This is a genomic window from uncultured Desulfobulbus sp., assembly GCF_963662935.2.
In the GTDB taxonomy this organism is placed as follows: Bacteria; Desulfobacterota; Desulfobulbia; order Desulfobulbales; family Desulfobulbaceae; genus Desulfobulbus.
This window is the reverse complement of sequence record NZ_CAXXTL010000002.1, coordinates 525,084-545,232: the sequence shown is the minus strand read 5'-3', so window position 1 is coordinate 545,232 and position 20,149 is coordinate 525,084. Positions and strand designations below refer to the sequence as shown.

Genomic DNA, 20,149 nt, shown 5'->3' with positions numbered 1-20,149 from the left:
GTGGTGATTATTCAAGCGAGAAAAGGACGTGAATACTTTGTTGAATTTGCTTTCAAACAATGCTGCCGTACTAAGCATAGTCGGTACAGCTATTGCTTTTGCGTGGTCTGTCGTCCAGTTTGTCTTTGTTCGAAAGCGTGACGAACAGCATAGAGAATTTGAAATTTATCATCGTCTGATTAAAGAACTTGTTGCTCCAGACCCAGAAAGCAAGGCAACTTGGATAGATCGACAATCAACCGTTGTGTTCGAGCTGCGCCGATTTAACCGCTATCACGAACTCACTTTACGTACGTTGCTGGGCTTGCGTGAGAAATGGGTAAAGGATACAGAGTTCACATTTCCGCGTCTGGTGGAAGAGTTGGACCTTACGGTTGAATATATTCGCCGTAAATCGTTAAAAATTTATTGTTTACCGGAAAAGTGGCGACTTTGAACATCCTTCTGTCTTCCTTCGGTTTCAAGCACGGCCAGTTGCAGGCCGATTTGGTCTGGGACGTCCGTTTTCTGCCCAATCCTTTCTGGGTACCGGAATTGAAACCCTACACCGGTCTGGACGCGGCGGTGGCCCGCTATGTGCTCGAGAACGAATCCGGGACGCGATTTCTCGCTTTACTTGCGCCCCTGCTGTTCTTTCTTGTCGAAGAATACGCGGCCCGGGGGCGGGAATCAGTCACCCTGGCTGTGGGGTGCACCGGCGGCAAGCACCGTTCGGTTGCCGTGGTCGAACATCTGCGGTCCCTGCTGGAAGAAAAAGGTTTACGTCCTGTTGTCTCCCATCGCGATATTGGCAAGGAATAGGTGCATGGGAAGGGTTCGCGTCGTATAGTTTAAAAAAGAGGTTTGAACGCTCATTTTCAATAACGGAGGAACGTATGAAAGAGATGCTGAAAAACTTGGTGTACGCCGGTATCGGTGCGGCTTTTTTGACCAAGGAGAAGATCGAAGAGTTGAAGGGCGATTTGATCGAGAAAGGCAAGATGTCCCAGGAAGAGGGCAAGCAGTTTGTCGATGATCTCTTGCGCAAATCGGAAAAGGCCAAGGATCAGTTGGATCTCTGGATCAACAAGCGTGTCGAGGATCGGATCCAGCAGCTCAACCTGGCAACCAAGGATGAGATTGCCGAACTGCAGCGCAAGATTGAGGAGCTGCAGGTGGTGACCAATAGGGGCAACGGCGAGTAATTCTTCGCATGTTCAGTATCAGAAAACTCGGCGCCATAGGCCGAACCTACAGGCACCTCAACCGCTATCACCGCATCCTGCGGGTTCTGTTCAAGTACGGGTTCAACGATCTGGTTGATCGCCTGCACATCGATCAGTATCTGGAGTCCGGGCTGCAGATGATCAACCGTAAGCCGCGGGAGCAGATATCGCGCCTCTCGCGGCCCGAACGGTTACGACTGGTCTTTGAGGAGCTGGGACCGACCTTCATCAAGCTCGGTCAGTTGCTCTCCACTCGGCCCGACCTGATCCCCGCCGATTTCCTCGATGAGCTGGCCAAGCTTCAGGATGATATTCCGTCGTTTACCCTGGACGAGGTCCACGCCATCTTCAAGGAGGAGCTGGGCCGTTATCCTGAGGAAATTTTTCATTACTTCGATACCGAACCCCTGGCCGCCGCATCCATCGGCCAGGTGCATCGAGCCCGTATGGACAACGGCATCGAGGTGGTGGTCAAGGTGCAGCGGCCTGGCATCGAGAACATCATTGCGGTCGACCTCGAGATTCTGGCCCACATCGCCGAATTGATGGAACAGTACCTCGAGGAGGTCCAGGGGCATCAGCCCATGGCCATTGTCCATGAGTTTGCCCGCAGTCTTAGCCGGGAGATCGATTTCTCCATCGAGCTGGCCAATATTCAGCGCTTTGCCCGCCAGTTCGAGGGTAATCCGGCCGTCCATGTGCCTTTGGTCTATCCGGAGCTGAGCACCGACCGGATTTTGGTGATGGAATATGTGGCGGGCATAAAGTCTTCCAAGACCGAGACGCTGCGGGAGCAGGGCTACGATCTCCCCCTGATTGCCGAGCGCGGCGCCAATCTGGTGATGGAGCAGATCTTTGTTCACGGCTTTTTCCATGCCGATCCCCATCCGGGCAATGTCTTTATCCTGCCGGACAATGTGGTCTGTTTCATTGATTTCGGCCAGATGGGGCGGCTGTCGCTCAAGGATCGGGAGGATTTTACCGATCTGGTGCTTGATCTGGTGGCGGGCAACGAGCAGAAGATCGTAACCGGCGTCCTCAAGGTGACGGTCCAGCTGGGCGAGGTCGATCGGGAGAACCTGGCTCGTGATCTGGGCAGCCTGATGGATATGTATCTTTATCGCCCTCTGGGGGAACTCGAGGCCGGTAAGATTCTTCAGGATTTGCTTGATCTGGTTTCGCGGCACAAGCTCTCGTTCAAACCCGGCCTCTACCTGATGATGAAGGCCTTGAGCACGGTGGAAGGGGTGGGATTAATGCTCGATCCCAAGCTCGAACTGATCAATCTGGCCAAACCCTTTATGCGCAAGATTCGACTGGGACGGATGCAGCCCGGGCGGATCGCCGAGGAAATCTCGCTCACCGGCTCGGCCTATCTCCGTTTGTTGCGCGACCTGCCCGAAGAGTTGCGTACCATTCTCTACCAGCTGCGTAGCGGCAGGATGCGGCTCGAATTTGAGCATCGGGGCCTGAAATCACTGGGTACAACGCTTGACCGGGTGTCGAACCGCATCAGTTTTGCCATTGTTCTGGCTGCCCTGATTGTGGGCAGTTCCCTCATCGTACTCTCCGGCATTCCGCCGCATTGGCATAGCATCCCGGTCATCGGCCTGATCGGCTTTCTGGTGGCCGGCGTCATGGGCTTCTGGCTGCTGCTCTCTATTATTCGCCACGGGCGTATGTGATTTCTCAACGGTAGGCTGGGCTTGATCTCAAGTCGCGGGAGATTGAGGTGGTGCCGTGTTGACTGCTTTGGGCAACGCCGCGGCCCAGTTGAAGGTGCATTTCATGGCGCACTCAAGGTCGGCTGCTCGCGGCAAGAGGTCGTCGAAGACATCATGCAGATGGCGGTTTACGTCGGATTTCCCGCCGCCTTGAACGGATTGTTTGCAGCCAAAGTGGTGTTCAAGGAGCGCGACGAGCCGGGAAAGTCATAATCGGACGTTGGTTGTCTCGGTACCCAACTGTTTGAAACGATTGTTCATCAAGGGAGAAAGGAACAGATGGAGACAAACAAACAAAATCTGGCAAACAAATCGCTTGCTCATAAAACCGCCATCGTCACCGGTGCCAGTGCCGGAATTGGCCGTGCAACAGCCTTTGCCCTTGCGGGTGAGGGGGCGGCGGTGGTTCTGCAAGCCAGACGTCAGGAAAAATTGGCGCAGGTGGCGGCGGAGATTGTTGCCCTGGGTGGCAAGGCCCTGATGGTTGCCGGTGATGCCGGTGTGGGTGCCGATATCGATGCCCTGCTCGAACAGACTCTGGCCTGGAGCGAGGGCGGCAATAAATATGATATTGTGGTCGTCAATGCAGGACGCGGCTTGGCCGGCGGCATCTTGGGCAGCGACGAATCTCAATGGGAGGAACTCTATCGAATCAATGTCTTGGGAGCTGCCCACCTGATGCGCCGGGCCGGGCAATACTTGGTGCAGCGGCAGGGTGGTGATATCGTGGCCATCAGTTCGGTGGTCGGCCGCAACGTCTCGCCGGTCAGTGGGTTTTACGGCTCCAGCAAATTTGCCGTCTCGGCCATCGCCGAGGGATTGCGTCGTGAGGTCTGCGCCCACGGGGTACGGGTTTCCACCGTCATGCCCGGTATCGTCACCTCGGAATTCCAGCAGGTTGCCGGCTATGATGCGGAGAATTTCGGCACATTCACGGCTCAGTTCGGGACCTTGCTCGAACCGCGAGACATCGCCGAGGGCATCCGCTGGCTTCTGACTCTGCCGCCCCACGTCCACGTCAACGAAATCATGATGCGCCCCACCGGTCAGACCTCTCCCTGATCATCATAAAAACGGGTTCGCCACTCTCAATAGTGGCGAACCCGTTGTCGTTCCCTACACCGCACCTTCCCGACACGTTCTTTCTATCGACATTCTCCCCGTAAACAGGTCACTTCTGCCTGCAGCCGTTCCGGAGTTGACTCAGCAGCGCCGAGCGGAGCGCCGATCACCAAGGCGATGGGGGAAAGAAAGCCACGGCGAAAGGGGCGCTGCATGGCGCGGCCCGCGATTTTCGAAAAAGAGCTGCCCCACAATCCCTGCAGCGCCATGGGGATCACCGGTGCCGGCTGGCTTGCCAGGATGCGGGAAATGAGCGGACGGAAAGGCTGGATCTCACCGTCCGGGGTGAGGGTCACTTCCGGAAACAAGGCCAGCAATTCATCGGCGGCCAGGGTTGCAGCTGCTTCCTTCACGGCCTGCGCAAAGGTTTCTGGCTGGTCATCATCAAAATCAATCCCAATGGCTCCGCTGCGACGCAGGAGATAGCCCAATATCGGTATATGAAAATAGCGGCGATCCAGCAGAAAACGTATCGGTCGCGGTGATGCGCCCATGACCACCATCGTATCGACAAAGCTGACATGATTGCACACCAAGACAGCCGGACCATCCAGCGGGATATGCTCAAGCCCCTTTTTTTCCAGCCGATAAGCCCCATGCACCAGCAGCCAGGCCAGGAAGCGCAGGAGGAATTCCGGTACTAGGCCGTAAATGTAGAGCGCGACCACGGCATTGCACAGGGCGCCGAGGCCGAAGAGTTGGGGAATGGTCAGGCCGGCGCTGAGCATGGCCGCTGCTGCCAGGGCCCCTACCACCATGAACAGGGCATTGAGGATGTTGTTGGCCGCGATGATCCGGGCCCGATGTTTGGCTTCGCTGCGCACCTGCACCAGGGCGTAGAGGGGGACGATGAAGAAACCGCCGAACATGCCGATCAGGGCGAGGTCGGCCAGGATTCTCCAGGTCCCAATCTGGCCGAGCAATGACCACAGGCCAAGGGGCGCCCCGGCAATCAGCCCGGAGGGTGAGGCAAAGGCCAGATCAAGGCCAAACAGGGTCAAGCCGATAGAGCCGAAGGGCACTAGGCCGATTTCCACCCGCTTGCCCGACAACCGCTCACAGAGCAGGGAGCCGACGCCGATGCCAACGGTGAAGGTGGCCAGCAACAGAGTCACCGTCGCTTCGCCGCCGCCCAGAACATTTTTGGCATAGGCCGGAAACTGGGCCAAAAAGAGCGCCCCGTAGAGCCAGAACCAGGAAATGCCCAGGATGGAGAGGAAGACCGAACGGTTTTCCCGGGCAAAGACAATGTTGTGCCAGGTTTCGGTGATCGGGTTGGGGTTGACTCGCAGCTCCGGTGCCGGTGGCGGGGCGGTCGGAATGCCACGGCTGGTCAGATATCCGGCGACTGCCACCACCAGACCGCCAACGGCGATCCACACCGGATGCGTCACCGCACCGGCCAGCAGGCCACCGGTCAGGGTGCCGATGAGGATGGCGACAAAGGTGCCGGCCTCGATCAGGGCATTGCCGCCCACCAGTTCATCTTCATGCAGGTGTTGGGGCAAAATGGCATATTTAACCGGCCCGAACAGGGTGGAATGGCAACCGAGCAGGAAAAGGGCGGTCAGCAGCAGCCATAAACTGTGCAGCCAGAAACCTGTTGCTGCCACGACCATGATCCCTATTTCTAAGATCTTGACCAATCTGGCCAGGGTGGCTTTGTCGTATTTGTCTGCCAGTTGACCAGCGGTGGCGGAAAAAAGGAAGAAGGGCAGGATGAAGATACCCGCCGCCAGGTTGGCCAGGACTTCAGCCTTGAGGCTGGTCCAGCTGGCTGCCTGAAAGGTGAGCAGAACAATCAGGGCGTTCTTGAACAGGTTGTCGTTAAAAGCCCCGAGAAACTGAGTGATGAAAAACGGTGCGAAACTACCTGTTTTGAGGAGGCCAAACTGTGAACTCATAGTGATGCCTTTTGAAAAAATTGTTGGGTGTGGAAGACCGAGGCGGAAAACGAATGACCTTTCCAGGAAAGGAGGCGTTTGATGGCTAGATCAAAGAGCAGGGGATTGTGCTCGCGCACCCGTTTCAGGTCGGGAACGGCGTCAGCGGGCAGCAAGCCGGCTTTGGCCAGGGTTGTTGGCGTGGTCAGGGGCAGGATGCCCGGCAACGGATAATCGGAACCTTGTAATAGGCGGTTGTGCCAGTCAGTGCGTTCCAGCAGGGTCTTGAGAACCGACAGGGGACGGTTGCGTTGGGTAACAGCGGATATGTCACCGAAAAGCAGCCCGTTTGATCTCGGTTCAGCCATCATCCGGGAAAAGAGACGAAAACTGCTGACTGCGGGGCCTGCCTGACCCCGGTCCAGGTCGATATCCTGGCCCACGGAGGCACAGTGGGCGATCACCACCCGCACGCCGGCGTCCAGTGCCCGCCGTAAACGGAGCGGGTTATTGAGATGCTGCCGGTGTTCTCCTTTGACCGCCTGTTCGCTGCCGCAGTGGACAATGAGCGGCAGGTTTGCCGTGGCCAGGGCCCGATAAAAGGGGTCGCATCGGGGCGAGGCCGGATCCATGCCCATTGCCGAAGGCAGCCACTTCACCGCCCGTGCTTCGTCGGTCACGGCCGAATGCAGGGCCTCCAGAGCGTCGGGCCGATAGGGATGAACGGATGCCGCCCACTCAAACCGTGCGGGGTGGGCAGCGGCCAACTGGCGCGCATACCTATCCGGGACATAGAAGGACAACTGCTCGTCGCGGGGCTGCCCGGTTTCGTCATGGAAACGATCAAAGGCAAACAGCAGCACTTTAAAACCGGGGGGCAGGGACTCGGTTAGGTTGAGGAGGCGCGCGGCATAGCTCCGGTCAACCTGGCCAGCCTCGTTTTGGGCACAGCCGGCATTCATGTAGAACAGCCGCTGCCCGTATTGCACCGGATGCAGGTAGGAGGAGAGCTGGGGACCGATGACGATCCCACTGCCGCTGTCACCGGTACCGGCCAGGTGGACATGGCAATCCCACACCTGGGCGGGATCGAGCCCGGACCACACTTTCTGCAACCAGGGACTGGCTGCGAGTTCCGGCGGGATCGCCGCCCGGCAGGGGTTGATCAGGACCGGCTTGGTAAGCGCCCAGCTGGCAGTTCCCGTAACGGCTGAGCCTGCCAGCAGGAGGAGAAAACGACGTCTGGTCAGGAGAGATTCCATGTCAGGCACCTATGGCGAGCCGCTGCAGGCTCAGATAATCGACCTTGCCGGTGCCCATGAGCGGCAGGGTCTCGACCAAACGGATCTTGCGCGGTACGGCCAGTTCCTGAATGCCGAGCTCTCTCGCCTTGGTTGCCAAAAGGTCACGATTGAGTGCCGGGTCAGTGGTGAACAGCACCAGGGCTTCGCCCTTGGCCTCATCGGGTTGGGTGGTGGCGGCATGGATCTGCTCAGGAGAGGCCGCCACGGCCAATTTTTCCACCACCTCCAGGCTGATCATCTCACCAGCGATTTTGGCAAATCGTTTCATTCGGCCCACGATTCTGACGAAACCTTCATCGTCGATGGTTACTACGTCGCCGGTCTCATACCAGCCCGCACCCAGTGCGGAAGCCGGTGGTTGCACGACTCCCGGCCGGTCGGCCTTGAGATAGCCGCTCATCACATTGGGTCCGCGGACATGGAGGATGCCGCCGTGTTCGACGCCCGGTACGGCCACCAGTTGGGCCTCGATCCCCGGCAGCAGGGTGCCGACTGTGCCAGTGCGGTAGGCCATGGGGGTGTTCACTGCCAGCACCGGGGCGGTCTCGGTGGCGCCGTACCCTTCAAAGATGCGGATGCCAAATTTCTCAAACCACAGGCCGCGCACTGCCTCGGAGAGTTTCTCGGCCCCGGCGACCACATAGCGGAGGCGGTAGAAATCGTAGGGATGGGCGAATCGGGCGTAGTTGCCCAAGAAAGTCGAGGTGCCAAAGAGCACGGTGCAGTTGCGATCATAGGCGAGCTCCGGAATGATCCGGTAGTGGAGCGGCGTCGGATAGAGAAAGAGGTTGGCGCCGGTGAGCACCGGTAGGAGGGTGCCGGCGGTGAGGCCAAAGGAGTGGAAGATCGGCATGGCATTGAGCACCTTGTCGTCCACGGAAAAATCGATCACCGCCCGCACCTGGGCGATGTTGGCGAGGATGGCCCGGTGGGACAGAACCACCCCCTTGGGCATGCCTTCCGAGCCCGAGGTGAAGAGGACAACCGCGGGATCCTCCGGTGAAGAGGGCAGGGCAAAAGCCCGGGGCGCATGGATCGCATAGGCCATCAGCCAAATTTTATCGGCAAGACGGATCTGTTGTTGGAGATCTTCCAGATAGACGAGGCGGATATCGTGCAACCCCGCCAACTTATCGGTCAGCTTGGCCTGCTCGACAAAAGCGCGGGAGGTGAGGAGAGTACTGAGTTCGGCAGCGGTGCAGGCGGCCTGCATGGAATCAATGCCGGCGGTGTAGTTGAGCATGGCCGGCACCCGGCGGCGTGCGGAGAGGCCAAGGAGCAAGCCGAGTGTGGGTGCCATGTTGGGCAGCAGCAGGCCGACCCGTTCGTTCTCCTGCGTGATCCGTTCTACCTGACGGCTGAGGAGGAGCGCCATCTTCAACAGGTCGTTGTAAGAATACTCGATCTGCCGCACATCCTCCAGCACCCGCCGGTTTGGGCCAAAAATTTCAGCAGCGTCACAGAGGGCGGCAAATAGGGTCTGCTGCGGCCGGGAGGAGAAGACCATCTCCTGCATCAGGCAGCGCATCGCCTCTCCGGCCAGCCGCCGCCGTAACTTGGCGGTTGGAGCCTCGGGCATTGGAATGCGGGTTGTCGGCAGGATGGTGATGCGGATCCTGGGGAAGAAAGTTTTGGGATATTTGCCGGACAGCCTTGAAAAATAGCTGCGCGATGGTCCGTCCAACCGCACCGGCAGGATGGTGGCCCCGGTCTTAGCCGCGACAAAGGCTGGTCCTTCGTAAACCTTCATCAGGCTACCGGTGGTGGTAATGCGGCCTTCAGGAAAGATCACCACCGGGCGCCCGCCCTCGAGCAGGCGAACCACCTTTTTCATAGCCATGGGGTTAGTGGGATCCACGGCCAGATAATCAACCAGCGAGAGGATAAGGCGGAAATAACGGTTAGTGGCTATCGCGGTGTGGACGACAAAGACCGGGTTGAGCGGCAGGAAGAGGCCGAGCAGCAGGCCGTCGAGAAAGGATTCGTGGTTGGCGACCACCAGGAGGCGTTCGGCGGCAAGGCCTGACGACATCTTTCCTTTGATTTCCACCCGGAAGAGCAGACGGCACAGGCTACGTAACACCAGAATCAGCAACGAACGAATCATGACAGGGTTCCTCTCAACAGGGCGGTCATTGGTGAAATTAAATAAGTCTATATGTTTAAGATTTTCGTTATGTAATGAAAGGATTAGCGGATGGCGCGGACATACTCCACGACATTGCCCATGACCTCTTCCAGGTACGGACAGTTGATCCAGTACCAGACTTCCTTGCCGATCTTCTCCGAACACAGGATTTCCGCTTCCCGCAGGATTTTGAGATGGTGCGAGACGGTGGAGCGGGAGAGAGTGGAAACCTCGGCAATCTGACCGACATTCAGCCGTTCCCCTTTTTCAAACAGCAACAACATCCGCTGGCGGTGTTCGTCGCCGAGGGCGGTGAAGACGCGGGACATGGGCTTCCAGGTATCGGGCAGGGTGCGGGTATAATCGTTTTTCATATCGATAATCTTAAACATATCGTTTTGTGCTGTCAAGATTTTTATCGCAGCAAAACAATGGATGCAAATACAGGGAGATGAGGCGGCGCTGCGGTCCTTTCTTACTCGTCGGAATATCGGCAAGAGAAGGGCGGGTGATGTGGTGGGGAGAGGGGGCATGGCATTAATCCATTCTTTGCCCCCTCGCAGAGCCTATTTTTTCTTCCAAGCACCGTCCAGCAGGATGAACTGGCCACCTGGGGTTTTTTCCATGGCCTGTTTGCCGGCGAGTTGTTCGACGGCCTGCAGCGGCGTATTGTTGCGCTGGGCGATCTTCTGGTACTCCTCCCGGCGTTGGGAATTTATCGATTGCACCAGTTGGCCAACCTCGTTGTTGCCACCCTGGACCGGGGCCAAATAGCCGGTGGGCGTCTCTCCCACCAGGCCCTGCGTTTTGGCCGTCTGCAGATCGAGGGCATAAACAGTTTGGCAGCAGAACAATAGGCTGATTATCAATAAAAAATATCGTTTCATGATGTTTCTCCCATTAAAAGAGTCCACTCTTCGCACTGATCACATTTTCCAAATCCTTTTCCACCTTGACCCGGATCTCATGTTCAATCTTGACATTCAGGTTGATGGTGATTGGTTTGTCGGGTGGGGCGATCTGCACCGTCGGGGAACAGGCAGAAAGACACACTCCCGCTGCCGCAAGTATTGCCAATCGTTTGAACATGCAATCTCCTTATGAGGTCAGTTGGCGGGTTGGCGTGAGGGCTGTTGCCGAATTGTACGGTCCAGCTCTGAAGTAAGCCCATAACTATACTGAAGACTCTTGAGCAGTGAAAGCAGATTCTGCTCGGTGGTGATGTTGAGATGTACCGGGCGTCCCGCTTCCAGCTTCGGATTCTTCCCTTGTAATTGCAAGCCAAGAGTGAGGGTGCCGTCGGGCAGATAGTCGACCAGGGCTGCCAGCCGGTGATAGTGGAGTTCCTCCAGGGCCTTGAGGGCGTACGCAGTGAGGGGGGAATCGAGCACGGTGCTGCCGGCGGGTTGATAACGGATGATGCCGCCTTCAGCGTCGTTTTCCAGTTTTCCCTGGTGAATAGTCATCCCCTGGGGCGAAAACTGCAGGGGGAGCTGCCCTTGGACTCGGCCGCTGACCGTGAGGCCGTCGATTTTTTGCAGGGCCATCAGCGGCTGTAAATCAAGATTGTCGAGGTGCAGCTGACAGGCCTCGTGCGGTTTGTTGGGCTCATACGCACAGTTCTCCAGCCCGATCGAGCCGTGAAAGAGCTGGGCACCCGCCTCCTCGATGAACAGGTTGGGACCTTTGCCGGGCGGAGAAGGACGCAGGTGCATTTTCATCACAAAATTTTTCGTGGGAACCGGACCCTGCATCTCTGTCAATTGCACCAGTCCAGGTCTGATCGACTCCATGAGGGGAAGGATGCGGAGCTGCTGTCGAAGGGTCAGGCCGGAGAAGGGAGCCTCGAAGAGTGTTCCCTGACCGTCAATGAGTTCGATGGCTGTCTGCAGCTCAGGCGGGGATGTTCGTTGCCAATGGCCTTGCGCAGAGAAGGTAAGCGCCCCCTTGTGCAGGGCAAGGGCAATATCGGGGGTAGCGAGAAGTTCGCGCAGATTGCTGTTTTCGCCCATCTGTATCGGCCCATCAGTTTGGATCGAAAAGTTTCCCTTGGCGTCGCTTGTCAACCGGTGGTTGAAATCGGTTTTGATTGTCCCTCTGCCCAGGGGCGTTGCGAAGGTGCAGTCGCCCTGCAGCTGGCCGCGATCGGCCTGGAGGTGCAGAGAGAGGTTTTTAAAAAACACAGGGGCGAGGCGAACAGCGCCGAAGGTAACGCCTTCGATCGTCCAAGGACTGGCGGGTTTGAGCTGTATCTGGAAAGAATTATTGTCAAACACAATCTGCCCACTGAGATCGGCCACGAGAGTTGCCACACCGACACCCTGGTTTTGACCATTGCGCAGGCTCAACCGGGAGGTGGGTGCAAGGACCAGGGCGGTGGTGGAAAGCGGTTGGCTACTGTCCAGCTGCAGGCGGACCTCTTCGGCAGAGAACAGGGGATGCCGCAGCGCGGAAACCGTGCACGCAAAATGCAGCGGCATCTTGGCCGCGGAACGCAGGTCGGCCTTTATTTCCGCTTTGACGATCCCCTGAAGCGGTGCAGGTGAGTTCTTCCCTTGCGGCAAGAGTTCCGACAGACCGGCGAGATCATAGTGGAGCGAGCCGGAATAATGTTCGTCCGTACTTTGCAGGTGGATAGTGAGGGGATTGGGGCGGTTTGGTGCCGTCGAATCAATCCTTAACCGGCGATCGTTTTCGGTCGTGGTCAGATCGACGGAAAACGCCACCTGCTTGTTGTCGGTTGTTGATCCGCGATGGACCAGCAGTCGCGAGAGATGCACCTGCTGCACCGGCAGATTGCGCAGCTGGAGTTGTTCGAGGAGGTTAGCCAAATCCAGTAGGACCAAGCCGGGTGAATCTCCTGGCGCGGCTATTGCTAGGGGTAGGTCGATGTCGACGGAGGCGGCTGCAACTGCCTCCAGTTTGCCCTGCAGCAAACCAAGGATTCGATAGCGGCAGACCGCATCCGTCACCTTGAAGGCAATCGGGCCGGAGGAATGGTCGAGGGTGAGGTGCAAGGACCCGATCCGGACCTCGCTTGCGTCCCACCCGGCTAGGTCAATCTCGAACTGGTGTATTCCAACCCATCCCAACAGGGCAGGGGCAAGCCGATCCGTCCAGGAAAGGGAAAACGTCAGCACGGCGAGCAGCAGGAGCAGCGGGAAGGCGAAACGGATTATGCGCATGGGAAAGCTCCGGCATCGCCGACAGTCTGGTCCAGCTTGGGCAGGATGATTTGAAAGACCGCCCCTTCGTCTCCATCCAGAACGGCAATGCTGCCGTGGTGGCGGTCGACAATCTGTTTGACCAGGTGCAGGCCGAGGCCGAATCCGTCCGCCTTGGCGGGGTGGTTTCCCCGTTGGAATTTGTCGAAAATCCGCTGCCGTTCCTCCCTGGCAATGCCAGGCCCCTGATCGATGACGCGCAGGACGAATTGCTGGGGCTGTTCTTCCATCTCCACGGTAACGGTTGTTCGTTCCGGACTGAACTTGACCGCATTGTCGAGCAGATTGATCATTGCCTGCAGGAGCAGGGACTCGTCACCAAGCAGGGGCGTGGTCCGGCTGGGTTGATGGGCAATAATATCGATGGATTTTTTTTGGGCGGCAGGCTGGACTGTGGTGATTGCGTCCTCAATCATCCTACCGAGAGGAAAGGGAAAACGGCGAATCTGTTTGCGACCGCTTTCCAGCCGGGCAATATCGAGGAAATCTTCGATCATCCGGTTCAAGCGTCGCGACTGGCCGTAGATCTCTTGGGCGTATAGCTGGTGCTCGCCGCTGAGCGCATCGGTCAAAATCTCACCGTATCCGAGGATGGTGGTCAACGGCAGCTTCAGTTGGTGGGAGACAATAGCCAACACCTCGTCCTTGACCTGTTCCAGCTCCTTGATTCCGGTGATATCCTGGAGCACGGCGAGCACGCCGCGAAAGCCGGTGTCGGGAACCAGCAGGGGGTGGAGTTCGGCCTGATAGAAGCGTCGGCCGTTGGTCCCCAGGAGTTCAATGTTGACCGGTTCTCCGGCTGCAACGTGATTGTCATCATCGGGGGTGGTTGTGGCCGCTGATCCGGTAATGGCGTCAAGGAAGTGCTGACAGGTGGGCAATCCAAGATCCATCGGGGCGAATTCTTGCCAGAATCGGGCAAAGGCACTGTTGGCAAAGACAGCCCTGCCGCTGGTGTCTTCCCAGAGGATCAGGGGCGGCAGTTCCTCCTTGAGTAGATTTTCAAGAAAGTGGTGCTGCAGGCTGAGGGCGTTGGCGGCAGCCTGCAAACGGTCAAGGTGGCGTTGGAGGGCCGAGGAGGTGAGCGGATTTGCGTTGGTTGCAGCGCGTAGGTACTGTTCCGGGATCGCGCCGGCCACCAGGTGCAGGCCGGCGTCCAGTTCCTGGTCGAGCCGTCGGGCCTCAACCAGGATGCGGTTGGCGGCGCGAAGCAGTTGCTGGACGAGATGGATCAGGTAGGCGAAAAAGAAAAAAAGGAGTACCTGCGGAAAATCATAAAAAAGATTCTGTTGGAAAAGCAGCCAGGCCCCGGCAAAGACTGCGAGGAGCAAGGTGGTATTGATCAGCAGATTGACCCGTTCGCCACAGGTGGGCCAAGCGGTGCCCGCCACCAGGCAGGTCAAGCCGATGAGCAGCCAGGGCAGCAACGGCAGGGGATGAATGAAGGAGTGGTCGAGCAGGTTGTTGATGATGGTGGCCTGGATTTCAACCCCTGGTGTGGCCTGTTCCCGGGTAAACGAGGTGATGTGGGAGTCGCCAAGGCCGACGGCCTGGGCACCGATCAGCACCAGCCGATCCCTGAAGAAGTCCGGCGGGTAGCGGCCTGCCAGGACCTCGGCATAGGAGAGAAAGAGAAAGGTCTCTTCCGGGCCGTAATAGTTGATGAACAGCCGGGAGGGAGCGGCAAGGTCTGGAAGGCTGATCGCCGCGGCCCTGAGGAGGGAAAGGGAAAAGGCGGATTGAGCTGGATCGGCGTTCAGGTCAACCCGGCGGACGATACCGTCGCCGGCCAGGATGGTTTCAATGTGGCCTGTTCCCTTGTAACCGGCGATTGATCCAGCAGGGCGCAGGAGTCGGCCATCCCGTTCATGGGTAATGGCCAGGATCACCGGCGGCCCCGATTCCAGGGCGCGGCTGAACAGAGCGTCGTCGTCGGTGGGTTCGGGGAAGAGGACATCAAACCCAACAGCCCTGGCCTGGCGGAGATGACCAAGCAGTTCGGCATGGAGGCGGCGGGGAAAGGGCCAGGCCCCCAGCTGCTGCAGGCTTGGCTCGTCGACCCCTATGAGGACGAGCCGCTGATCCGGTGGACGGGGGCCGCGCAACCGGAACAACAGGTCAAGGCCGTCGTTGCCGAACCCCGCCAGCAGGCCGCCGAGGTGGAGCAGGCCGATGAGCAGCAGGCCAACAAAGGGGGCCGGTAACCGCTTAATCACGTTTTCCGCACGTCCGGCTTTAGAGCAGGATGATGCCGAGACAGAACACGCCGATGAGCAGTTCTTCCCAGCCGGCCGGCTTGGGCTTGATCGTCATCGTCTGCGGCGGAGTCCAGGGGCTGGCTGGCTGGCCGTTCTCCACACCCCGGATGCGGACGTGATAGGTGCTAGCGGCGAGCTGTTCCTCGAGGGTAAAGGAGGTGGTCGACAAATTCTTCTGATCAACAGCCAGAGTTGTGAACTCCTCATCGTACGCCACCTGGAGGTCATAGGTCCATCCCTCGGCCATCACCGGCCATTGCAGGGTCGGGCGGACATTGGCCGTTCCCTCCATGCCGCCCATCTTCGGTGGTTCCGCCAGTTTCCAGGCCACCGGGACTGAGTAGAGGGTGTTGAACCCATCCGGGGCCACCGCTTTTACCCGGAAGTGGTAAGTTCCTGGCTGGAGTTCCGGGCTCGTGTAGGTGGTTGTCTTGATCTGCTGCTGGTCAAGGAGATGTTTGAATTCCGGATCGGCCGCCAATTGGAGATCGTAGTGATCGACCTGGTTGGAAGCGAGCCATTCTATGGTGCCCTGCTTGCCCCAGAGGGTGGAGCCGGTCTTAGGGGAAGAAACCATGGGGGTGGCCGGGATGGTGCGGACGGTGAAGGGGAGCTGTCCGGTCACCGTGCTCTCGAAATGGTCGTTGTCAAAGGCAGTCAGGGAAGCAAAATAGGCGCCGTCAACCAGGGGACTGACAGTGAATTGTCCGCTCGGAGCAACGCTTTGATCAAAGAGAGTGATCTGGGCCTGCTCGTCCGCGGTGATCCGCAAGCGGATAACTTTGGCCTTGGCGTGGGAGGGCGCCGCGATTATCACCGGCAGGCTGCGGTAGATCGGCTCAAGTTTCGGTTTGGCCGGAGGGTCGGGCAGGGAGCGGGGCTGTTCCGGCGGTTGTCCTTCCCTGACCCGCAGTCCCTGACCGGTCCCCAAAGTGGTTGCACGGCCCGAACCGCTGACCTCGACCCGGCCGCGCAGGGTCTCGACGGTGTTAGCCGTCTTCTCGGTCATCTTCAAGCGAAATTCGGTGCCGCGGATGCCGGTGACCGCAATCGGCGTGTGGGTCTGGAAGCTCTCGTTGGCCCGCAGTTTTTCCCGCACCCAATGGATAACCGTCCCTTGACCGAGGAAGAAATCGGCTTTGACGTTCCCGTCCTTGAGGCGAAAGAGGTAGGTGAGGGTAATCTGCGAATCAGGTTCGATCCGGGTGTAGGTATTGTCCGGCAAGATGAGATGGGTGTACCCGTCCGGGCCGGTGCGGACCGTCTGTCCCGGCAGCAGAACATCACCTTTGTTGAGGGGGATGGTTTGATCTTTGCTGGTCAGCAGATCAACCGGGCCGTGAACCGAGGCGACTGTGGCACTCAGCTTCTCGACGATCAGCAAAGAGAGCGGCACCTGGAGCGAGGTGTCGTGGATGATCAGATAGGGTTCGGTGAGCCGGTTGATGCGGGCGATCTCTTGCCAGTCGTTCCGGTCGCGACAGTAATCCCTGGCCAGATGGATCAGGTTGGTTCCGGCCGCTACGTGGAGGGGGATCATGGTGTCCTCTTTTTCCAGTTCCGCTGCCGGGCAGGGGAGGACGAGAGTGACCAGGATAAGCAGAAACAAAAGGTGGAAGAGCCGGGGATAAGATCGGTGGCTAGACATAAAGGACCTCGGATGAAGGAGCGAGGAATACGCTGGTGTTTTTTTTTAAGCGGCTTTTCCCGGGACGAGTTTGTAACCGACACCGGCCACTGCCTTGATCGTCAGAGCCAGGGGGCAGGCACTTTCGAGCTTGCGGCGGATGTTGGCGATGTGCATGACCAGTGATTTGGTCTCCGCCTCGGGATTGTACCCCAGGACCTCTTTGAGCAGCTCGCCATGGGCAACAACGATGCCGGGGCGGGCGGCCAGATAGAATAGTAGATCGAATTCGGTTTTGGTCAGGGGCAGAAAGGACCCATCGGGCAAGCTTGCCTCCCTGGTGGCGGGGTCGATGCGGAGCGGGCCAAGGATCAGAGGGGGATGGCCCGCTGTCCGAGGGTTGCGGCTCCGGCGCAACTGGGCCCGTATCCGGGCGAGCAGTTCTTTGGGGCTGAAAGGCTTGGTCATGTAGTCGTCGGCCCCATATTCCAGACCTGTGACCTTGTCGTCCTCGCCGCTTTTTTCGGTGAGCATGATCACCGGCAGTTCGGAATTGGTCAACCGCAGTTCCTGCAGGATGGACAGGCCATCCCGATAGGGCATGATCACATCAAGCAGCACCAAGTCAGCCTGCGCCGCCTCGATGCGGGCCATGGCATCCCTGCCGTCCTCCATCGCGACCACCTTGGCCCCCAAGGAACTGAAAAAGGCGACGAGCATGGCACGGATGGACGGATCGTCTTCAAAGAGGAGCAGGGTGCAGGCAAGTTGATGCAACATGAGACACCTGTGTGGAAATTCGATTCTTATTAGGCGAGTACCATAAAAGGTAGGCCACCATCCGGCAAGGGTTTCATGGATAAAAATGATGAAATATTGAACTGTTGCTGGACGGCGACGCTGGAGTTCTCTGGTTAGGCACCTTTGTTCCTGGTCGGAACCTACTCCCCAATCGAGAGAGGTGAGCCAGTGCTTGACTTTGCGGTGTCCCTGCGCATATAATCGAAATAATTGGTTTTTTGTATTCGTGTCATGGAATCAACCGGTTGGTCCATACCAGTGAATGGGCGATGTCACTTTATCGAGCCGATATTCCGTTTTTTTGTAGCCCCCTATTGGGCCGGGAAGCGGAGGGTGCCGGAGAGGAACGTTATGGACACTGTTGATCGGTGGTTGGCAACCCGGACCTTTCATCATGGCCAATTTTCCGAGGTCGGAGAGTTGATGCGGCAAAAAGAGAAGCTGGGCCTGTCACTCTCCCTTTGCATTCCTACTCTCGACGAGGCCGCGACTATTGGTGCGGTGGTCTCCCGGTTGCATGCGGCTCTGCGCGATCAGGTTCCCTTGTTGGATGAGATTGCCGTCATCGATTCCGGCTCCACTGACCGAACTCTAGAGCTGGCGGCTGCCGCCGGGGCTTCGGTGTACCGGGCTGCCGACATCCTGCCCGATATCGTACCCCATCGGGGCAAAGGAGAGAATCTGTGGAAGGCGCTCTACCAGCTCAAGGGAGACATCCTCATTTTTATTGACGCGGACATCACCAATATCCACCCCCGTTTTGTGACCGGCCTTGTTGGGCCCCTCCTGCGGCATCCGGAGGTTGGTTATGTCAAATCCTTTTATGAGCGTCCTCACTGCCGGCATGGGGAAGAGTGTCTTCTCGGCGGCGGCCGGGTGACGGAGATTCTTATTCGACCACTGTTTTCTCTCTACTTTCCCGAATTGACATCCTTTATCCAGCCGTTGGCAGGCGAGTACGCGGCACGTCGGAGCGTCTTGGAACACTTGTCCTTTCCAGTGGGTTACGGGGTCGAAACAGCCCATTTGGTTGATCTGCATGCCCTGCACGGCCTGGGGATCTTTGCCCAGACTGATATGGGCCAGCGATGTCATCGCCGCCGGAGCAATTCCGAGCTGGGCCGGATGGCCTTTGCTATTCTCCAGGTTCTGGAGAGACGGTTGCGAGCGCACGGTCACCGGCGCGGCTCTACAGAGGGGGACGGCCTTCTGCGTCAGTTCGGCCAGTACAACGGCACCTATCGCCAGGAGACCCACTGCATTGCCGAACCGGAACGGCCGCCGATGGGGGAGGTCGAGGCCTACCAACGGCTGCGGGTGTGTTCGCCGCTCAGTCATGACCGTCGGTCAAAAGTGGCGGACATCGCTATTGATCGCCCGGCCGCAGTTGTGGAGTCCTAAGCGATGCGGGTTGCCCTTGTCCATTACCATCTGCAAAGCGGCGGGGTTACCCGGATCATCTGCCACCTGCAACGGGCGCTGAATCAACGGGGGGTCAAGACCGTGGTACTCACGGGCAAGCCGCCATCCTTGCAAGGGGACGGGGATTTTCAGGTCATTCCCGGTCTGCAGTACGAGGCGGACCGGCCGGCCATCTCCCCTTCTGATTTGGCAGTTCAGATGCGGACGGAAGCCACCGCAGCCCTCGGTGGGCCGCCCGATCTCTGGCATGTGCACAACCACAGCCTGGGCAAGAGCCTGGTCCTGCCCATTACTCTGCGGCTGCTGGCTGATCAGGGTGAGCGAATCCTCTTTCAGATTCACGACTTTGCCGAAGATGGCCGCCCGGCCAATTATCGAGCCATGCTGGCGACAATGGCGGAAGGGCAGAGGGAGGTTCTCTCCCGGCTCCTTTATCCACGGGCGGGTCATCTTCACTATGCTGTGTTGAATAGCCGCGATTTTGACTCTTTAGAGGCAGCGGGACTGGACGCTGGTCACCTCCACTTTCTCCTTAATCCGGTGGATCTTGGCCCGCTCCCTGTCGAGATTTCCCCGACCGCAAATGCGGCCCCTCTCTGGTTGTACCCGACCCGGGCCATCCGCAGGAAAAACCTGGGTGAGTTTCTCCTTTGGGCGGCCATGGCCCCTCAGGGAACGCGGTTTGCCACCACTTCGGGGCCGGAAAATCCACTTGAACAGCCCCGGTATCGACGCTGGCGGCAGGTTGCCACAGATTTGGGGCTGCCGGTGCAGTTTGAATTGGTGGGGCCGGGCGGATACAGTTTTATTGAGCTGCTCCAGCGGGCGGATGTCGCGGTGACCACCAGCGTGGCCGAAGGTTTCGGCATGGCTTTTCTCGAGCCCTGGCTGTTCGGCACTCCGGTCTGCGGTCGCAATCTCCCCGAGATTATGTCGAGTTCGGGTGATGAAGGCATCCAACTGCCATGGTCGTACGACCGGCTTGACGTGCCCCTGGAGTGGCTGGGTCGGGATCGGGTTGAGGCAGCGGCCCGAGAGGGATTGCTGCGTAATCTGGCCGCTTATGGCCGCAAACCTGGAAAGGATGATCTGGAGCGGCTGCTGACAGCCTGGATCTGTGAGGATCGGGTGGACTTCGGCAGGTTGGATGAAACTCTGCAGGAGGCGGTTCTCCGCCGTCTGGTCAGCTCAGGCGGGCAGGCCGCGCTTCTTCGTCCCGATACTCTGCCGGATGCAGTCAATCTCCATGCACCCCTGGTCGAAAACCGGCGCATTCTCCGTTCCCGTTATACTCTTGAGCGCTATGGGGAGGCGGTGGAGGCGGTCTATCAGCAGGTGGCGAACTCAGCAATCACCGTGCCCGGCAACCTTGACGGTGAGGTGCTGTTGGATCGTTTTTTGGCCCCGGAACGGCTGTGCCTGCTGCGGGTCGAGTAAATCGGAGGGGCGAC

General features: G+C 58.5%; 17 protein-coding genes and 1 pseudogene. 8 read left to right on the top strand and 10 right to left on the bottom strand.

Annotated elements, in window-relative coordinates; genetic code table 11:
* Window positions 1–28: 28 nt before the first annotated feature.
* From ACHZCX_RS06730 to ACHZCX_RS06705, 6 genes and pseudogenes are all read left to right on the top strand, one after another.
* Window positions 29–436 (top strand): hypothetical protein, encoded by a 408-nt coding sequence (locus ACHZCX_RS06730; RefSeq protein ID WP_319586473.1) that lies wholly within the window; start codon window positions 29–31, stop codon window positions 434–436.
* Complete coding sequence (locus ACHZCX_RS06725) at window positions 433–801, top strand: RNase adapter RapZ (protein ID WP_319586472.1); 369 nt, start codon at window positions 433–435, stop codon at window positions 799–801. The genes ACHZCX_RS06730 and ACHZCX_RS06725 overlap by 4 nt, the downstream gene beginning before the upstream one ends.
* 74 nt (window positions 802–875) lie before the next feature.
* On the top strand, window positions 876–1,184 hold the full coding sequence (locus tag ACHZCX_RS06720) for a hypothetical protein (RefSeq protein ID WP_319586471.1): 309 nt from the start codon (window positions 876–878) through the stop codon (window positions 1,182–1,184).
* Window positions 1,185–1,192: 8 nt separating this feature from the next.
* Window positions 1,193–2,890 (top strand): AarF/ABC1/UbiB kinase family protein, encoded by a 1,698-nt coding sequence (locus ACHZCX_RS06715; RefSeq protein WP_319586470.1) that lies wholly within the window; start codon window positions 1,193–1,195, stop codon window positions 2,888–2,890.
* 20 nt (window positions 2,891–2,910) lie between these two features.
* Window positions 2,911–3,142: pseudogene (locus ACHZCX_RS06710) on the top strand (carboxymuconolactone decarboxylase family protein); the annotation flags it as partial.
* 66 nt (window positions 3,143–3,208) lie between these two features.
* Window positions 3,209–3,991, top strand: coding sequence for an SDR family oxidoreductase (locus tag ACHZCX_RS06705; RefSeq protein WP_319586469.1), 783 nt, complete (start codon window positions 3,209–3,211; stop codon window positions 3,989–3,991).
* 83 nt (window positions 3,992–4,074) lie between these two features.
* Here the strand turns inward: ACHZCX_RS06705 and ACHZCX_RS06700 are convergent, their stop codons facing one another.
* From ACHZCX_RS06700 to ACHZCX_RS06655, 10 genes are all read right to left on the bottom strand, one after another.
* The gene (locus tag ACHZCX_RS06700) at window positions 4,075–5,955 is read right to left on the bottom strand and encodes an MFS transporter (protein WP_319586468.1); all 1,881 of its coding nucleotides are present in this window, start codon (window positions 5,953–5,955) and stop codon (window positions 4,075–4,077) included.
* A complete protein-coding gene (locus ACHZCX_RS06695; RefSeq protein WP_319586467.1) occupies window positions 5,952–7,196 on the bottom strand; it encodes an amidohydrolase family protein in 1,245 nt (414 codons plus the stop codon). The genes ACHZCX_RS06700 and ACHZCX_RS06695 overlap by 4 nt, the downstream gene beginning before the upstream one ends.
* 1 nt (window position 7,197) lies before the next feature.
* Window positions 7,198–9,345, bottom strand: coding sequence for a bifunctional acyl-ACP--phospholipid O-acyltransferase/long-chain-fatty-acid--ACP ligase (gene aas / locus ACHZCX_RS06690; protein WP_319586466.1), 2,148 nt, complete (start codon window positions 9,343–9,345; stop codon window positions 7,198–7,200).
* Window positions 9,346–9,428: 83 nt separating this feature from the next.
* Entirely contained in the window at window positions 9,429–9,740 is a 312-nt protein-coding gene (locus ACHZCX_RS06685) for a metalloregulator ArsR/SmtB family transcription factor (RefSeq protein ID WP_319586465.1), read from the bottom strand.
* Between the two features lie 192 nt (window positions 9,741–9,932).
* Window positions 9,933–10,253 (bottom strand): YdbL family protein, encoded by a 321-nt coding sequence (locus ACHZCX_RS06680; protein ID WP_319586464.1) that lies wholly within the window; start codon window positions 10,251–10,253, stop codon window positions 9,933–9,935.
* Between the two features lie 13 nt (window positions 10,254–10,266).
* Window positions 10,267–10,455 (bottom strand): YnbE family lipoprotein, encoded by a 189-nt coding sequence (locus ACHZCX_RS06675; protein WP_319586463.1) that lies wholly within the window; start codon window positions 10,453–10,455, stop codon window positions 10,267–10,269.
* A 17-nt stretch (window positions 10,456–10,472) separates the two neighbouring features.
* Complete coding sequence (locus ACHZCX_RS06670) at window positions 10,473–12,551, bottom strand: YdbH domain-containing protein (RefSeq protein ID WP_319586462.1); 2,079 nt, start codon at window positions 12,549–12,551, stop codon at window positions 10,473–10,475.
* Window positions 12,542–14,806, bottom strand: coding sequence for a CHASE2 domain-containing protein (locus ACHZCX_RS06665; protein WP_319586461.1), 2,265 nt, complete (start codon window positions 14,804–14,806; stop codon window positions 12,542–12,544). The genes ACHZCX_RS06670 and ACHZCX_RS06665 overlap by 10 nt, the downstream gene beginning before the upstream one ends.
* A gap of 19 nt (window positions 14,807–14,825) precedes the next feature.
* Entirely contained in the window at window positions 14,826–16,496 is a 1,671-nt protein-coding gene (locus ACHZCX_RS06660) for a FecR domain-containing protein (RefSeq protein ID WP_319586460.1), read from the bottom strand.
* 45 nt (window positions 16,497–16,541) lie between these two features.
* Window positions 16,542–17,255, bottom strand: a complete 714-nt coding sequence (locus tag ACHZCX_RS06655) for a response regulator transcription factor (RefSeq protein WP_319586459.1) — start codon at window positions 17,253–17,255, stop codon at window positions 16,542–16,544.
* Window positions 17,256–17,627: 372 nt separating this feature from the next.
* Here ACHZCX_RS06655 and ACHZCX_RS06650 point away from each other — a divergent pair, with 372 nt between their 5' ends.
* On the top strand, window positions 17,628–18,677 hold the full coding sequence (locus ACHZCX_RS06650; protein ID WP_319586458.1) for a glucosyl-3-phosphoglycerate synthase: 1,050 nt from the start codon (window positions 17,628–17,630) through the stop codon (window positions 18,675–18,677).
* Between the two features lie 3 nt (window positions 18,678–18,680).
* Entirely contained in the window at window positions 18,681–20,135 is a 1,455-nt protein-coding gene (locus tag ACHZCX_RS06645; protein WP_319586457.1) for a glycosyltransferase, read from the top strand.
* Window positions 20,136–20,149: the final 14 nt, after the last annotated feature.

Coding starts and splice junctions, on each gene's coding strand:
- ACHZCX_RS06720 (WP_319586471.1), top strand. CDS start 876: ATGAAAGAGATGCTGAAAAACTTGGTGTACGCCGGTATCGGTGCGGCT.
- ACHZCX_RS06715 (WP_319586470.1), top strand. CDS start 1,193: ATGTTCAGTATCAGAAAACTCGGCGCCATAGGCCGAACCTACAGGCAC.
- ACHZCX_RS06705 (WP_319586469.1), top strand. CDS start 3,209: ATGGAGACAAACAAACAAAATCTGGCAAACAAATCGCTTGCTCATAAA.
- ACHZCX_RS06700 (WP_319586468.1), bottom strand. CDS start 5,955: ATGAGTTCACAGTTTGGCCTCCTCAAAACAGGTAGTTTCGCACCGTTT.
- ACHZCX_RS06695 (WP_319586467.1), bottom strand. CDS start 7,196: ATGGAATCTCTCCTGACCAGACGTCGTTTTCTCCTCCTGCTGGCAGGC.
- aas (WP_319586466.1), bottom strand. CDS start 9,345: ATGATTCGTTCGTTGCTGATTCTGGTGTTACGTAGCCTGTGCCGTCTG.
- ACHZCX_RS06685 (WP_319586465.1), bottom strand. CDS start 9,740: ATGAAAAACGATTATACCCGCACCCTGCCCGATACCTGGAAGCCCATG.
- ACHZCX_RS06680 (WP_319586464.1), bottom strand. CDS start 10,253: ATGAAACGATATTTTTTATTGATAATCAGCCTATTGTTCTGCTGCCAA.
- ACHZCX_RS06675 (WP_319586463.1), bottom strand. CDS start 10,455: ATGTTCAAACGATTGGCAATACTTGCGGCAGCGGGAGTGTGTCTTTCT.
- ACHZCX_RS06670 (WP_319586462.1), bottom strand. CDS start 12,551: ATGCGCATAATCCGTTTCGCCTTCCCGCTGCTCCTGCTGCTCGCCGTG.
- ACHZCX_RS06660 (WP_319586460.1), bottom strand. CDS start 16,496: ATGTCTAGCCACCGATCTTATCCCCGGCTCTTCCACCTTTTGTTTCTG.
- ACHZCX_RS06655 (WP_319586459.1), bottom strand. CDS start 17,255: ATGTTGCATCAACTTGCCTGCACCCTGCTCCTCTTTGAAGACGATCCG.
- ACHZCX_RS06650 (WP_319586458.1), top strand. CDS start 17,628: ATGGACACTGTTGATCGGTGGTTGGCAACCCGGACCTTTCATCATGGC.
- ACHZCX_RS06645 (WP_319586457.1), top strand. CDS start 18,681: ATGCGGGTTGCCCTTGTCCATTACCATCTGCAAAGCGGCGGGGTTACC.